At 58.9% G+C, this 14365-nt stretch carries 16 protein-coding genes; 12 read left to right on the forward strand and 4 right to left on the reverse strand.

All coding sequences use genetic code 11. The features are described from left to right. Positions 1 to 7: 7 nt before the first annotated feature. Entirely contained in the window at positions 8 to 460 is a 453-nt protein-coding gene (locus ACR0JB_RS15860; RefSeq protein WP_170398264.1) for a GAF domain-containing protein, read from the forward strand. Positions 461 to 513: 53 nt separating this feature from the next. On the opposite strand, the gene ACR0JB_RS15865 is transcribed toward ACR0JB_RS15860, so the two are convergent. Together ACR0JB_RS15865 and ACR0JB_RS15870 are read right to left on the reverse strand one after the other, a co-directional pair. Further along, entirely contained in the window at positions 514 to 909 is a 396-nt protein-coding gene (locus ACR0JB_RS15865) for an SHOCT domain-containing protein (RefSeq protein WP_170378302.1), read from the reverse strand. Between the two features lie 105 nt (positions 910 to 1014). Continuing rightward, positions 1015 to 1425, reverse strand: a complete 411-nt coding sequence (locus ACR0JB_RS15870) for a DUF1294 domain-containing protein (protein WP_254429602.1) — start codon at positions 1423 to 1425, stop codon at positions 1015 to 1017. Here ACR0JB_RS15870 and ACR0JB_RS15875 point away from each other — a divergent pair. From ACR0JB_RS15875 to rarD, 10 genes are all read left to right on the forward strand, one after another. After that, complete coding sequence (locus ACR0JB_RS15875) at positions 1414 to 1983, forward strand: helix-turn-helix domain-containing protein (protein WP_170398267.1); 570 nt, start codon at positions 1414 to 1416, stop codon at positions 1981 to 1983. The genes ACR0JB_RS15870 and ACR0JB_RS15875 overlap by 12 nt on opposite strands. After that, a complete protein-coding gene (locus ACR0JB_RS15880) occupies positions 1983 to 2606 on the forward strand; it encodes a LysE family translocator (protein ID WP_170413845.1) in 624 nt (207 codons plus the stop codon). Before ACR0JB_RS15875 ends, ACR0JB_RS15880 begins: the two co-directional genes overlap by 1 nt. A gap of 4 nt (positions 2607 to 2610) precedes the next feature. Then, positions 2611 to 2991 carry a GFA family protein gene (locus ACR0JB_RS15885; protein WP_425081818.1) on the forward strand — a complete coding sequence of 127 codons (381 nt, stop codon included), beginning with the start codon at positions 2611 to 2613 and terminating at the stop codon, positions 2989 to 2991. Positions 2992 to 3006: 15 nt separating this feature from the next. Next, positions 3007 to 5457, forward strand: coding sequence for a GcvT family protein (locus tag ACR0JB_RS15890; RefSeq protein WP_480790066.1), 2451 nt, complete (start codon positions 3007 to 3009; stop codon positions 5455 to 5457). Between the two features lie 17 nt (positions 5458 to 5474). Continuing rightward, on the forward strand, positions 5475 to 5951 hold the full coding sequence (locus tag ACR0JB_RS15895) for a cupin domain-containing protein (RefSeq protein WP_480790067.1): 477 nt from the start codon (positions 5475 to 5477) through the stop codon (positions 5949 to 5951). A gap of 12 nt (positions 5952 to 5963) precedes the next feature. Then, a complete protein-coding gene (locus ACR0JB_RS15900) occupies positions 5964 to 7016 on the forward strand; it encodes an alcohol dehydrogenase catalytic domain-containing protein (RefSeq protein WP_480645142.1) in 1053 nt (350 codons plus the stop codon). Between the two features lie 12 nt (positions 7017 to 7028). After that, a complete protein-coding gene (locus ACR0JB_RS15905; RefSeq protein WP_480785875.1) occupies positions 7029 to 7922 on the forward strand; it encodes a homocysteine S-methyltransferase family protein in 894 nt (297 codons plus the stop codon). A gap of 10 nt (positions 7923 to 7932) precedes the next feature. Next, positions 7933 to 8904: a GlxA family transcriptional regulator gene (locus ACR0JB_RS15910; protein WP_170351026.1), complete on the forward strand. Its 972-nt coding sequence runs from the start codon at positions 7933 to 7935 to the stop codon at positions 8902 to 8904. 90 nt (positions 8905 to 8994) lie between these two features. Beyond that, positions 8995 to 11448, forward strand: a complete 2454-nt coding sequence (locus ACR0JB_RS15915) for a GcvT family protein (protein ID WP_170506701.1) — start codon at positions 8995 to 8997, stop codon at positions 11446 to 11448. Positions 11449 to 11606: 158 nt separating this feature from the next. Then, the gene (gene rarD / locus ACR0JB_RS15920; protein WP_170398288.1) at positions 11607 to 12512 is read left to right on the forward strand and encodes an EamA family transporter RarD; all 906 of its coding nucleotides are present in this window, start codon (positions 11607 to 11609) and stop codon (positions 12510 to 12512) included. Here rarD and ACR0JB_RS15925 read toward each other — a convergent pair. Beyond that, complete coding sequence (locus ACR0JB_RS15925; protein WP_170398290.1) at positions 12503 to 13207, reverse strand: SGNH/GDSL hydrolase family protein; 705 nt, start codon at positions 13205 to 13207, stop codon at positions 12503 to 12505. The two genes, rarD and ACR0JB_RS15925, sit on opposite strands and share 10 nt — an antisense overlap. A 2-nt stretch (positions 13208 to 13209) precedes the next feature. Beyond that, positions 13210 to 13620 carry a nuclear transport factor 2 family protein gene (locus ACR0JB_RS15930; protein WP_170398292.1) on the reverse strand — a complete coding sequence of 137 codons (411 nt, stop codon included), beginning with the start codon at positions 13618 to 13620 and terminating at the stop codon, positions 13210 to 13212. A gap of 97 nt (positions 13621 to 13717) precedes the next feature. Here ACR0JB_RS15930 and ACR0JB_RS15935 point away from each other — a divergent pair, with 97 nt between their 5' ends. Then, positions 13718 to 14365 carry an RluA family pseudouridine synthase gene (locus ACR0JB_RS15935; protein WP_170398294.1) on the forward strand — a complete coding sequence of 216 codons (648 nt, stop codon included), beginning with the start codon at positions 13718 to 13720 and terminating at the stop codon, positions 14363 to 14365.

The raw sequence follows: 14365 nt of genomic DNA on the forward strand, positions 1-14365 counted from the left end.
CTCAATCATGACCGCCGATTACGACACGCTTGCTAAAACCATCGCCGCCTTGACCGAAGGTGAAACGGATCAGGTTGCCCTAATGGCGACAATTGCCTGCGAGGTGCATCACGCCGATGACCGGTTCGACTGGACTGGCTTTTACCGCGTGACCCAGCCCGGTTTGTTAAAGATCGGTCCCTATCAGGGTGGGCATGGCTGTTTGGTCATCCCGTTCGACCGGGGCGTCTGTGGTGCTGCCGCGCGGACTGGCGAAGTGCAGCTTGTGCCGGATGTCGAAGCCTTTCCGGGTCACATCGCCTGTGCGACGTCCACCCGGTCAGAATTGGTGCTGCCAGTGCGGGACGCATCGGGAAAGGTAATAGCGGTGTTCGACATCGACAGCAATCAGCCGGACGCATTTACCGATCAGGACGCCACAGCGCTTGGCGCCATTCTGACCGACGTCTTTGCAAGATGAATTCAGCCGGGACATGTCCCGGCTGATTGATGTTCAAAAAGGGTCGCGATTTATCAGCTTGCCAGGATCTTGGCCTTTTGCGCGGCGAATTCCTCTTCCGTCAGGTGGCCGCTCTCCTTGAGCTTGGCTAGCCGTTCCAATTCATCCGCGGCGGATACGCTCGCGACCGAGCGGATGTAATCCTTCTGCGCCTCTTCTATCTGATTCATGGTCTCGACATTGTGCTGGTGCATCTTATCCCCGCGCACGATGAGATAGCACAGCACGCCCAACCAGGGGATCAGGATCACAAAGGCGATCCACAACGCTTTGCCTCCGCCGCTCAGGTCCTTTGAGCGGAAGACATCGGCAACGACCGAAATCATCACCCAGAACCAGGCAACCATCAGGAACAACCAGAAGATTGACCAGACTATATCGAAGAAACCGATCCCGTTTTCCATATTCATCCAACCCTTTGCATAAAAAATAGAAATCTCTGCGCACAGAGACACCTATTTGTAACAGACAGTTGGCGATATGGTTAGATATTGTTTTAGGTGAATATAATATTTTTACAGTAGTTTTTCCGAGGCTTCGGTCATCACCAAGAATATTAGAGTCATTTGAACTCCAGTTATAGCGAACAGCCAGACTGAAAACCCGCGTTTGCGGGTTTTGTGCCTGAAAATCCATCGCCCGACCACTGCGCCGGGGCTGCCACCAAGCGCGGCCAGCCATAATAGGCGGCGTTCCGGCACCCGGTTTTTGCGCCGTCGTGCGCGGGCCTTGTCCCAGCCAAAGGCCAATAGTGTCAGGGTGTTGATCCCCCATAAATAGATCACTGCAATCCACATGCGAAAGGCATACCAAGCAAACTGATCAAGTGAAATGAAAAAACTCTTGGAAATTTCATGATTCTCAGCCATCGTGAAAAAGGAGAGGAAATTTTCACAAGAATCGGAACGCCCCTGGTGAATACCCAAGCCCCCCACAGCGCGACACTTGGTGCGGATATCCGCGCCCTGCGCAAGGCGCGCGGGTTGACCTTGACCGAGATTGCAGCGCGGTTGAACCGGTCTGTCGGATGGCTCAGCCAGGTTGAGCGCGACATGTCCGATCCCTCGATCTCGGACCTGCGCCAGATTGCTGAGTGTCTGGGTGTGCCGATGTCGATGCTGTTTGCGCATTCCTCGGTGCCGGTGGCCGAACAGGGTTATGTGGTGCGCGCCGGATCGCGCCGTCCGATGGGCTCGGGTGAGGAAGGGTTGATCGAAGAATTGCTTTCGCCCGATCTGACTGATGATTTCGAGATGGTACATTCCACATTCGAGCCACGCTCCAGCATGCAGAAACCGGCCAATCGGCCGACGCAAGAGGTTGGTTACATGATCTCTGGCCGATTGGACCTGACCATAGGCTCCAACCAGTTCACGGTGGGGCCGGGTGACAGTTTCCGCATCAGGCATGAACCCTATCAATGGGCCAACCCCTATGATGAACCCGCCGTGGCCATCTGGGTCATCGCCCCGCCGGTGTACTGATGAGTTACGAGGCCTGGACCATATTCGCGCTGTTTTGGGTAGTGTTCGTAACTACGCCGGGGCCGAATGCGGTCAATTGTATTTCGAATGGGATGAGCCTGCCGTTTCCAAAGGCGATGCTTAGCGTTCTGGCAATCCTGACGCAGGCCAGCGCGTTTCTGATTCTGTCGGCGCTGGGTGTGACCGCGCTGATTGCGGCCTCTCCAACCGGGTTCTTCATCGCAAAGCTGGTGGGCGCGGGTTTCCTGATCTGGGTTGGTATTCGTGGCTGGATGAATGCAACGAAACCTGCGCCAGCTTCGGAACGGCCTGCACGTCATGTCTATCTGCACGCGCTGGCCGTGGCGACGATCAACCCCAAAAGCGTGGCGGGATATCTGGCGGCCTTTTCACAATTTGTGCAGCCCGAGGTGCCGATCTGGCAACAGATGGGGGTGATCATGCCCACCGCGCTGGTCATCACCACGCTCAGCTATACCGGGTTCACCTTGCTAGGTGCGCAGATGGGCAAGGCGGCACTGGGGGCGGTGTTCAACATCTGGGTGCGCCGGGTCATGGCGACCTGTTTCATCATCTATGGCGTGTTGCTGGGGGCCAGCTCCACGCCCGCAACAAGGGGGTAATGACATGCAAGCCGGTTCCTGCCTGTGCGGCGCGGTCGCGTTCACGATTGACGGAGAGTTGTCGCCGCCCTCGGCCTGCCATTGCGGTCAGTGCCGCAAGCAATCAGGGCATTATTGGTCTTCGACCTCGACCCATCAGGACAACCTCAGCTTCGCTGCCAGCGATACGCTGAACTGGTTCCATGCCTCGGACATTGCTCGGCGTGGCTTTTGCAACGCCTGCGGTTCGTTCCTGTTTTGGCAGCACAATGACGAAGACACGATTTCGATTTCCATGGGCGCACTGGATGAGCCCACAGGATTGCACCTCGCCCGGCATATCTTTGTCGCTGACAAGGGCGATTACTATGACATCACAGACGATCTGCCCCAACGGGCACAGTAACAAGGATCAAGACCAATGAGCGATTTTCCGACAAAAGCCCGCGTGGTTGTTATCGGTGGCGGTGTGGTGGGGGCCTCCTCGCTGTACCATCTGGCCAAGAAAGGCTGGACCGACTGCGTTCTGCTGGAAAAGAACGAGCTGACCGCAGGCTCGACCTGGCACGCGGCGGGTAACGTGCCGACGTTTTCGACCTCGTGGGCGATCATGAACATGCAGCGGTACTCGACCGAGCTGTATGCGCGGCTGGGTGAAGAAGTCGACTATCCGATGAACTATCATCAGTCCGGTTCGATCCGTTTGGCGCACAGCAAAGAGCGGATGCAGGAGTTTGAGCGTGCCATGTCGATGGGCCTGTACCAGGGCATCCCGATGGAGATGTGGACCCCAGAAGAGGCCAAGGAACGCTATCCCTTCCTTGAAACGCATGATCTTGAGGGCGTGCTGTATGATCCGACCGATGGTGACATTGACCCGGCGCAGTTGACACAGGCGTTGGCCAAGGGTGCCCGCGACATGGGACAAAAGATCATCCGGTTCTGCCCGGCAACCGGCGTGACCCAGCACGACGACGGCACTTGGACCGTACACACTGACAAGGGCGATATCGCCTGTGACTATGTGGTCAACGCTGCTGGGTATTACGCGCAGCGCGTGGGTGAGTGGTTCAAGCCTTACGGTGGCCGCACTGTGCCCGCGATGGTCATGAGTCACCAGTACCTGCTGACCGACGAAATCCCCGAGGTTGAAGAATGGTCCAAGGAAAACGGCGGCAAGAAGCTGCCGCTGCTGCGCGACGTAGATATCTCGTACTACCTGCGGCAAGAGAAGCACGGCTTCAACCTTGGCCCGTATGAGCCCAACTGCAAGGGCCACTGGATGAGCGAAGACGACCCGATGCCCGAGGATTTCTCGTTCCAGCTTTGGAATGACGATCTGGATCGGATTGAGGACATCGTCACCGACGCGATGGAACGGGTGCCGCTGATGGCAACCTCGGGCGTTGGTCGCGTGATCAACGGCCCGATTCCTTACGCGCCGGACGGTCTGCCACTGATCGGTCCGATGCCAGGTGTGAAAAACGCCTTTGAGGCGCACAGCTTTACCTTTGGCATTGCGCAGGGCGGAGGTGCAGGCAAGGTACTGGCAGAGTGGATCGTCGATGGTCACACCGAATGGGACATGTGGGCCGTCGATCCGCGCCGCTATACCGATTACACCGATCAGGATTACTGTAACCAGAAGGGCATGGAAGTTTACGGCAACGAATACGCCATGCACTTCCCGCATCACGAATGGCCCGCAGCACGTGACAAGAAGCTGTCGCCGGTCCACGCCAAGGTACGGGAACTGGGCGGAGTCATGGGGGTCTACAACGGCTGGGAACGCGCCAACTGGTTTGCACAACCGGGTGACGACACCTCGCTAGAAGCCACTCATACCTGGGGCCGCTCGGGCCCGTGGGAGCAGCGGATCAAAGAAGAATGCGAGGCCGTGCGCGACAATTGCGGTGTGCTGGATCTGCCGGGCTTCTCGCGCTTTATGGTCAAAGGCGAGGGCGCGGCCGAGGCCCTGCGCGGGCTGGTGGCAGGTGGTCTGCCCAAGGTCGGACGCATCAATCTTGTCTATATCTCGGATGACCGCGGTCGCATCCTGACTGAGATGTCCTGCCTGCGTCTGGGCGAGGATGAGTTTGTCATGATCACCGCCGCCACGGCGCAATGGCACGATCGCGATATTCTGGTGAATGCGATGCCTGCTGGCGTTTCAGTCGAGGATGTCACCACCACACGCGACACGCTGATCGTGACCGGCCCGAAATCGCGGGATATCCTGTCGGGTTTGTCGGATGCCGATCTGACCACCGGGTGGCTGACCCACCAAGCGGCCACCGTCGCCGGGCAGCCTGCTTATCTGATCCGCGTGTCCTTTGCCGGTGAGCTGGGCTGGGAAGTGCATGCCCTGAACGAGCATATGCCTGCCATCTATGACGCGATCATTGATGCGGGGGCCAAGCCGTTCGGGATGTATGCGTTGAACTCGCTGCGGATCGAAAAGGGATATCGCGCCTGGAAGGGCGACCTGTCGACCGACTATTCGCTGCTGGAAGGTGGACTGGGTCGCTTCGTCAAACTGGACAAGCCGCAGGATTTCCCCGGCAAGGCTGCGATCCAGAACGAAAAGCAGCAGGGCGTGAAGAAATCCTTTGTCACCCTGACCGTGGATGCAGGCGATTGCGACGCGCCTTACATGTCTTGCATCTGGCAGAATGGTGAAATCGTTGGCGAAACCACCTCGGGCGCATGGGGCTACCGTGTTGGCAAATCCATTGCGCTGGGCATGATCAAGGCCGAGCTTGCCAACCCCGGCACCGAACTTGAGGTCGAGATTTACGGCCGGAAATGCCGTGCCGTGGTAGAAGAGGATCAACCGCTGTGGGATCCTCAGAACGAGCGGCTGCGCGCATAACCCCTGTCGGAGGAGCCATGAGCAAGCGATATTCCAAATTGGGGCCCGGTGAGGGTCCCAACTATGACTGGGAAAACGACCATACGTTCGTAAAGGTTTCGGCCCGAGATACGAATGGTGCCTATACGCTCATGGAAGACAATCTGAAGGCCAGCTTCGCGCTTGGCCTTCATCGCCACGATACCCATGCCGAGACCTTCTATTTCTTGGAAGGTGCAGTGGATTTCTATGTCGACGGTGACTGGCATCGATGCGGTCCTGGTACCACGATGCATGTCCCGCCAGGGGTTCCGCATGCTTGTCGCGTGGCCGATGGGGCACCGGCGCGGATGTTGATGATTTTTCAGCCTTCGGGGTTTGACGGTTTCCTTGCAGAAATTTCGACTATGACCAACGCCGATTTCGCTGATGAGGCTAAGATGGCAGCACTAAACGCCCGCTATGACATCATCCCGATGGGTCCCGTTCCGTCGCATCCAGACGATCAGGCATAAAGGCAGTATCTGATGACGACACCCACAGTCATGTCCGGCGTTTATCTGACCCAACACGGCGGACCCGAGGTGTTGGAATGGCGCGACGACCTTCCGGTACCGCAACCGGGTCCGGGGCAGGCGCTGGTTCGGGTAAAGGCCGCCGGGGTGAACAACACGGATATCAATACGCGGGTCGGCTGGTATTCCTCGGATGTGACAGGCGCGACGGATTCTGTTGATCAGGACGTCGATGCCGGAGGTTGGGGCGGTGCGCTGCAGTTTCCACGCATTCAGGGTGGTGATCTGTGTGGTGTCGTTGAACAAGTGGGTTCAGGGGTGGCGTTCCAACCGGGCCAACGCGTGACCTGCCCGATCAACCTGCCCCGCCCCAGACCCGGTCACCCGACCGGTTTCGTTGCGCTGGGCTCGGAGTTGGACGGCGCATTTGCGCAATACTGTCTGGTTGAGGCGGATGATCTGTACGACGTCAGCGCCTCGCCCCTGTCTGACGTGGAAATCGCCGCCATCCCCTGCGCCTTTGGCACGGCCGAGAACCTGCTGGCCCGCGCAGGTGTGACCTCGGGGCAAAAGGTGCTGATCACCGGCGCGTCAGGTGGCGTCGGTCTGGCGGCCGTACAGCTGGCGGTGTTGCGGGGGGCAACCGTCTGGGGCGTGACCAGCCCGTCCAAGGCCGAAGTGGTCAAATTGCAGGGCGCCGCGGATACGTTCGACCGTGATGCCGCACTGCCAGCCGATATGTTCGACGTGGTGATCGACGTTGTGGGCGGCCCGGCATGGCCCGGCTTGATCCTGGCGTTGAAACCGGGTGGCCACTACGCGGTTTCGGGTGCCATCGCCGGCCCGATCGTAAAGGCCGACCTGCGAGATATCTATTTGCGCGACATCACCATTCACGGCTGCACCCATCAGGCGTTCGAGGTGTTCGGACGGCTGGTTGAGATGATCAATGGCGGACGCATCATGCCCTTGATCGCAAAGACTTATCCGCTAAAGGACATCGCAACCGCGCAGGCTGATTTTCAATCCAAGGCGTTTGCGGGCAAACTTGTGCTGATTCCCTGAAAAGGATGAGATATGGCGGATATCACTCTTCTGGATGGCTCAATCGGACAGGAACTGGTCAAGCGCAGCGGGGACCGGGCCACGCCACTGTGGTCGACGCGGGTGATGATCGACTATCCCGAACTGGTGGGTGACGTACATGACGACTACTTTCGTCGTGGTGCAACTGTCGCCACCACAAACACCTATGCCGTCCACCGCTCGCGTCTGGTGCGCGTGGGGATGGAGGATCAGGTCGCAAACCTGATCGACACTGCCCTGACCCAGGCAGAACGAGCATGTGCAGGAACCAGAGGGCGGATTGCCGGATCGCTAGGGCCGCTATTGGCTTCGTACCGACCCGACCTGAACCCTGACCCGACAGATGCGGCGAATAAGTTTCGGGAGCTAGTGTCGCTGATGACCACGCGCGTCGATCTTTTCCTGATTGAAACGGTGTGTTCGGTGCGGGAAGCCCAAGGCGCTTTGCGCGGGACAGAGGGCTGCGGCAAACCTGTCTGGTTGGGGCTGTCGGTGATGGATGAGGACGGAACCCGCCTACGCTCGGGCGAGCCGTTGAGGGATATCGAACCGGTTGTGGCACGCTTTGCGCCCGACGCCATCTTGATCAACTGTTCGCGTCCCGAGGCGATTCCCGCGGCGCTGCCGATCATTGCGCAGATGGGCCGCCCGTTCGGGGCCTATGCCAACGGGTTCACCGGAATATCAGAAGGATTTCTGAAAGACGCACCCACAGTCGATGCATTGGAACAACGTCAGGATCTTGGACCTGATGCCTATGCCGATCACGCCATGGCCTGGGTGGCGCAGGGGGCGACGATTGTGGGTGGCTGTTGCGAAGTTGGCCCGGATCACATCGAAACGCTGGCCGGCCGGCTGCGCGCAGCCGGCCACCGGATTGTCTGAGGAAAAGGCGATGCGGACACGTTCGGACAACTTACCGCAGACACAGCAGCACTTCGATATCCTGGTGGCACCCGGCTATGTGTTGTTGGAACTGGCCTCGCTGGTTGAAGTTCTGCGACTGGCCAACCGCGTGTGCCCAACGCCTCCGTTCTCCTATGCCTACCGGTCACTAAAAGGGGGCCCGATATCCAGCAGCAGTGAAGCGATGGTTCAGACCGATCCCGTTCCGGCGCAGCCCAAGGCGGATTACCTGTTCGTGATCGGCAATTCTGACCCGGATCACCCTGACCTTTCACTGGGGCGTGTCGTGTCGAGTTATACGTTCCGCGGGGCCAAGGTGTTCCTTCTGGCCGAGGCCGCCAGCCGCTATATCAACGAACACGGCACGGGCGACATGGCGACCCATTGGGAGAACGCCTCGTTCCTGCGTGAGCGCGGCGCCCGGTTCGAGGCCAAGCTGTCCATTGCCACCGAACAGGGCGCGGTGGTGACCTGTGCCGGGATGGAGGCGACAACAGATGTGGCGCTGGCGGTGATCGGTCGCCATATCTCGGGACCTGCCAAGATGACGGTGGCCGATATCATGCTGCATGAAAACATCCGCGATTTTTCATCAATGCAGCCGTTTTCCGGGGCGAAACTGACCGCGACGGGCGACGCCAGACTGGATCAGTGCATCAAGCTGATGCAGGCCAACATTGAAGACCCGATGCCAATCCATCAGATCGTCGAGTCGCTGCACCTGTCGAACCGTTCGCTAGAGCGGAAGTTCAAAACCTTTTTCGGTACCACGCCCAATGGATTCTATCGTGAAATGCGACTGGCCAAGGCAAATAACCTGCTGCTGAACACCACAATGAGCGTTCGTGAAATCGGGCTTGCCTGCGGTTTTCCCAACGGTTTTTCCTCGGTCTACAAAAGCTTCTTCGGGGTTACGCCCTTTGTTGTAAGGCGGGAAAAACGGGCCGCGATACAACGGTGAAAATCGCCAATACAGTGACGGTTTTGGCGCATTTATTGTCGATCTTCCGTGGCATTTTGGCGCAAACCTGACACATCGGAGATTCTCAGGATGGTTGATCTTCCCAGCAAGGCCAAAGTGGTCATCATCGGCGGCGGCGTCATCGGATGCTCGGTCGCATATCATTTGACCAAGAAGGGCTGGAATGACGTTGTGCTGCTGGAGCGCAAGCAACTGACCAGCGGCACCACATGGCATGCCGCCGGTCTGATCGCGCAGCTGCGCGCCACGGCGAACATGACCAAGTTGGCGAAATACAGTCAGGAGCTTTACGGCTCGCTTGAGGAAGAGACCGGTGTGGCCACCGGTTTCAAACGCTGCGGGTCGATCACCGTGGCGTTGACCGAAGAGCGCAAGGAAGAAATCTATCGCCAGGCTGCCATGGCCCGTGCCTTTGGGGTGGAAGTCGAAGAGATTTCCAACGAACGCGTTCAGGAACTGTATCCGCATATCAACCTCGAAGGTGTGACGGGCGCGGTTTACCTGCCGCTGGACGGGCAGGGCGATCCGGCGAACATTGCGCTGGCTTTGGCCAAGGGCGCACGCCAACGCGGTGCGGTTGTCAAAGAGCGGGTGAAGGTTGCCGATATCGTCAAGCAGGGCCGCAAGGTGACCGGTGTCGATTGGGTTGCGGATGACGGCAGTGCCTCGGGTCATATCGAATGTGACATGGTGGTGAACTGTGCGGGAATGTGGGGGCATGAGGTCGGTCGCATGGCGGGCGTCAATGTCCCGCTGCACGCGTGCGAACACTTCTATATCGTCACCGAGAGTATTGACGGGTTGACCCAGTTGCCGGTGCTGCGGGTGCCGGATGAATGCGCCTATTACAAGGAAGACGCAGGAAAAATCCTGCTAGGGGCCTTTGAGCCCAACGCCAAGCCTTGGGCGATGAACGGCATCCCTGACACGTTCGAGTTTGACCAGCTGCCTGAAGATTTTGATCACTTCGAACCGATCCTCGAAGCTGCCTGTGAACGGATGCCGATGTTGGCCGAGGCCGGTATCCATACCTTCTTTAACGGACCGGAGTCTTTCACACCCGATGATGCATACCATCTGGGCCTCGCGCCCGAGATGGACAATGTCTGGGTTGCCGCGGGGTTCAACTCGATCGGTATCCAGTCCGCCGGTGGCGCGGGTATGGCGCTGGCTGAATGGATGGATACGGGCGAGAAGCCGTTTGATCTGGGCGATGTGGACATCAGCCGGATGCAACCTTTCCAGGGCAATAAGCAGTATCTGTTTGAACGCTCTAAGGAAACGCTGGGCCTGCTTTATGCCGACCACTATCCCTATCGCCAGAAAGCCTCCGCGCGGGGTGTGCGGCGGACCCCGTTCCACCATCATCTGCTGGAACAGGGCGCCGTGATGGGCGAATTGGCTGGTTGGGAGCGCGCCAACTGGTTTGCCAATGAAGGGCAAGAGCGAGAATACCACTACAGCTGGAAGCGCCAGAACTGGTTTGAGAACTCGGCCACCGAACACCACACCGTGCGTGAGAATGTGGGCATGTACGATATGTCCTCGTTCGGTAAAATCCGCGTCGAAGGACCGGATGCTGAGAAGTTCATGAACTATGTCGGCGGCGGCGACTATTCGGTGCCGAATGGCAAGATCGTCTATACTCAGTTTTTGAACCGTACCGGCGGGATTGAGGCGGACGTGACCGTCACCCGCCTGACGGAAACTTCCTATCTGGTGGTCACTCCGGCGGCGACCCGTCTGGCGGACCAGACCTGGATGATGCGTCACGCAGGTAACTTCAACGTGGTCATCACCGATGTCACCGCGGGCGAGGGCGTTCTGGCCGTTATGGGGCCGAATGCGCGTACGCTGCTGGAGAAAGTCTCACCCAGTGATTTCTCGAACGCGACCAACCCGTTTGGCACCGCGCAGGAGATTGAGATTGGCATGGGCCTCGCTCGCGCGCATCGCGTGACCTATGTGGGTGAGCTTGGTTGGGAAATCTATGTTTCATCCGACATGGCAGGGCACGTGTTTGAAACCTTGCACGAGGCCGGGCAGGACATGGGTCTGAAACTGTGCGGCATGCATATGATGGACAGTTGCCGGATCGAGAAGGGCTTCCGCCATTTCGGCCATGACATCACCTGTGAGGATCACGTGGTCGATGCGGGCCTGGGCTTTGCCGTGAAGGTCGACAAGGGCAGCGACTTTATCGGCCGCGAGGCGGTGATTGCACGTAAGGAAAGCGGGCCGAAGAACCGTCTGGTCCAGTTCAAACTGACCGATGCCGAACCGCTGCTGTTCCACAACGAACCGATCATCCGGGATGGCGAATATGTGGGTTATCTGAGTTCAGGCAACTATGGCCACACGTTGGGTGGTGCCATCGGTCTGGGCTATGTCCCGTGTGAGGGTGAGAAGGCAGCAGATGTGCTGGCCTCGACCTACGAGATCGACGTGTGCGGTGTGAAGGTCAAGGCAGAGGCTTCGCTGAAGCCGATGTATGACCCGAAATCCGAACGCGTTAAGGTGTAATCAAATTGTCGGGGCGCTGCGGCGCCCCGCTCGATTTTGGTGCCTGCCTGTATTGGCACGACGTATCAGATTTCCTGATGACCCTCTTCACAGTTTTCGCGGTTTCCAAGCTAGTCTGATTTGCCGTAGAGAAATACGGTATCAGTCGGAGACCCGCCGTGGCAGACGCCCCCCTACCATCGAACAATGCAGACACGCCCAAAGGGCTTGCGCTGGCTGTGACGGCCTATGTCCTGTGGGGATTTTTGCCCCTGTATATGAAGGCACTGTCGCACGTTGGCCCGGTTGAGATTGTTGCGCATCGCGTCATCTGGTCGGTGCCTGTGGCCGGGTTGTTGCTTGTGGCGCTGGGGCGTACGCGGGATCTGAAGGCGGCGCTGGTAAACCCAAAGATGTTAGGGATGGCTTGCCTGACGGCAGCGCTGATCTCGGTGAATTGGGCAATCTATGTCTGGTCGATTGCCAATGACCGGGCTTTGGATGCTGCGCTGGGATATTACATCAACCCGTTGTTCAGCATTGCGCTGGGCGCGGTTCTGCTGCGCGAGCCTTTGACGAAAACGCAGCTGATGGCAGTGGCGATTGCGGCCCTTGGAGTGCTGGCTTTGATCATCGAGGCGGGTAGCCTGCCGTGGCCAGCACTGGGGTTGATGGTAACGTGGGGATTTTATGCCTTTTTCAAGCGGTCACTGCCCATTGGCCCCAACCAAGGCTTTTTGCTTGAGGTCCTGATCCTGCTGATCCCGGCGTTGATGTACGTCACGTGGTTGGGTGTGAAAGGTGCTGGCAATTTTGGGGTGGGTGCATCGGACACCTTGCTGCTGGCTGCGGCCGGGGTGGTGACAGCGGTGCCCCTGCTGGTTTATGCCAATGGGGCCAAGCTGGTACGGTTGTCGACCATGGGTATTCTGCAATATATCGCTCCGACCATGATTTTCATCACCGCCATTACCGTGTTTGGTGAACAGATTGACCGAGGACGCATGATTGCATTTCCTCTGATCTGGACGGCTCTGGTGGTGTATTCGATTCCGATGATCCGGCAGATGCGGGCTCAGGCCTGACGCAAAAGGCGGGCCGCCTCTTCGGCCCAGATCGCATAGGTTTTTGGACTTGGGTGATATCCGTCCGGCGCGACCAGTGCCGGATCGTCGGCCAGATCCATCGACAGATACCGCGCCTGCGCGAAGCTGGCCGTAACATGCCGTAGGCCCTGATCCAACCGCCTTGCCTGATGGCCTAAGACCCAGGCCAGCGGCTGCGGCAGGGCCGGGAACCGGTTCATCTGCGGTACCGCTGTAACGGCCAATCGTTTTACGCCCAGAGGGCCAGTCAAAAGCTTCAACAATTGGGTCTGGCGGTCCACGAAGCGCTTGTACGTCACGCCGCGCGTCACGTCATTTACACCGAGCGCTGTCACTGCCATGTCGAACTGGCCGCTCAGGCCGCGCAATCGGTCAATCGTATCCTGAGTTGTGTGTCCAGTGGTGGCCTCAAGCCGCCATTCGACCGTGTAGTGACTGGCCAGTCGGGACACAAGATGCCCAGACAGCGCTTGCGCCTGCGTCCCCGCACCGACCCCGGCGGCCGAGCTGTCGCCCGTGATCAGCAACCGCAACCGGGGCCCACGCCCTTCGCGCCCTTCGCACGGGCCAATTGGTTCCGGCAGCAATTGGGCGTTGCGGCGCACCAACAGACCCTGCATCGCCAGAACCGGCAGTAAGGGCACGCGCAACAGCTGATCCGGGGCAAAAGGCATGGTCAGTTGAGCGCGTTCTTGAATTCTAGGAACCGCGCATCGGTCATGATCCGCGCCATCATCGCCTCGCGCAGGGCACCGATGGTTTTGTGGGGGCGCATGACGACCTCGAATTCCTGGATCAGCCCATCATCGTTCAGTGTGATCAAATCGACACCCACCGCATCCAGGTCACCGACCTTGCACTGAAACTCCAACGCCCAGTCCTTGCCCGCACCCATCACACGGCGATAGCGGAAGTCCGAGAACACTTGCCCCACGTGCCCCAGTACCGCCGCCACCGGTGCGCGCCCTGTCCAGGTGCTGTAATAGGTGGGCGGTGAAAACCGCACATCCTCGGCCAGCAACTCGTGGATCAGGCTTTCATCGCCCTTGGCCACCACTTCTTGCATGTGTTTGATCGTGGGATGCATGGTCTCTCCTTCCGTATTGGAGCGAGAGTTGCTGAACCGTTCCGTTCAGGCAAGCGCGACGTTGCGGGAGGTCGCGCGCTGCGATAGGCAGGCGCGCATGAGCGAGACCTATAATCCCCCGATGACCCCCTTGGACGTGTTGCACGAGGATGCGCAGCTAATTGTGGTGAACAAGCCCTCGGGCTTATTGTCCGTGCCGGGGCGGGGCGAGCATCTGGCCGATTGCTTGCTGACGCGGGTTCAGGCGACGTTTCCGCAAGCGCTGTTGGTGCATCGGCTGGATCGGGACACTTCCGGCGTCATGGTCTTTGCTCAGACACCCCACGCTCAGCGGCATTTGAGTATGCAGTTCGAAAACCGTCAGACCCGCAAGATCTATGTGGCGCGCGTCTGGGGGAGGGTCGAGGACAAGACTGGAACCGTCGATCTGCCGCTGATCGTGGACTGGCCCAACCGCCCGCTTCAGATGGTGTGTCATGAGACCGGCAAAGCGGCCGTCACCGACTGGCGCGTGGTCAAGCATGAAGGCGAAACAACCCGCATGCGGCTGTTTCCAAAGACCGGCCGGTCGCACCAGCTTCGGGTACATATGCAGGCGCTGGGTCACCCGATCCTGGGTGACCCATTCTATGCCGAAGGTGCGGCGCGGCAATTCCCGCGCCTGATGCTGCATTCCGAAGAGCTACGCCTGAAAAGCCCCGAAGGCGGGGTTGCAATGAAGTTTCGCGCCAAGGCGGATTTCTAA

The sequence above is a fragment of the Ruegeria sp. BI7 genome (genome assembly GCF_056537925.1).

Coding starts and splice junctions, on each gene's coding strand:
- ACR0JB_RS15860 (WP_170398264.1), top strand. CDS start 8: ATGACCGCCGATTACGACACGCTTGCTAAAACCATCGCCGCCTTGACC.
- ACR0JB_RS15865 (WP_170378302.1), bottom strand. CDS start 909: ATGAATATGGAAAACGGGATCGGTTTCTTCGATATAGTCTGGTCAATC.
- ACR0JB_RS15880 (WP_170413845.1), top strand. CDS start 1,983: ATGAGTTACGAGGCCTGGACCATATTCGCGCTGTTTTGGGTAGTGTTC.
- ACR0JB_RS15885 (WP_425081818.1), top strand. CDS start 2,611: ATGCAAGCCGGTTCCTGCCTGTGCGGCGCGGTCGCGTTCACGATTGAC.
- ACR0JB_RS15890 (WP_480790066.1), top strand. CDS start 3,007: ATGAGCGATTTTCCGACAAAAGCCCGCGTGGTTGTTATCGGTGGCGGT.
- ACR0JB_RS15895 (WP_480790067.1), top strand. CDS start 5,475: ATGAGCAAGCGATATTCCAAATTGGGGCCCGGTGAGGGTCCCAACTAT.
- ACR0JB_RS15900 (WP_480645142.1), top strand. CDS start 5,964: ATGACGACACCCACAGTCATGTCCGGCGTTTATCTGACCCAACACGGC.
- ACR0JB_RS15905 (WP_480785875.1), top strand. CDS start 7,029: ATGGCGGATATCACTCTTCTGGATGGCTCAATCGGACAGGAACTGGTC.
- ACR0JB_RS15910 (WP_170351026.1), top strand. CDS start 7,933: ATGCGGACACGTTCGGACAACTTACCGCAGACACAGCAGCACTTCGAT.
- ACR0JB_RS15915 (WP_170506701.1), top strand. CDS start 8,995: ATGGTTGATCTTCCCAGCAAGGCCAAAGTGGTCATCATCGGCGGCGGC.
- ACR0JB_RS15925 (WP_170398290.1), bottom strand. CDS start 13,207: ATGCCTTTTGCCCCGGATCAGCTGTTGCGCGTGCCCTTACTGCCGGTT.
- ACR0JB_RS15930 (WP_170398292.1), bottom strand. CDS start 13,620: ATGCATCCCACGATCAAACACATGCAAGAAGTGGTGGCCAAGGGCGAT.
- ACR0JB_RS15935 (WP_170398294.1), top strand. CDS start 13,718: ATGAGCGAGACCTATAATCCCCCGATGACCCCCTTGGACGTGTTGCAC.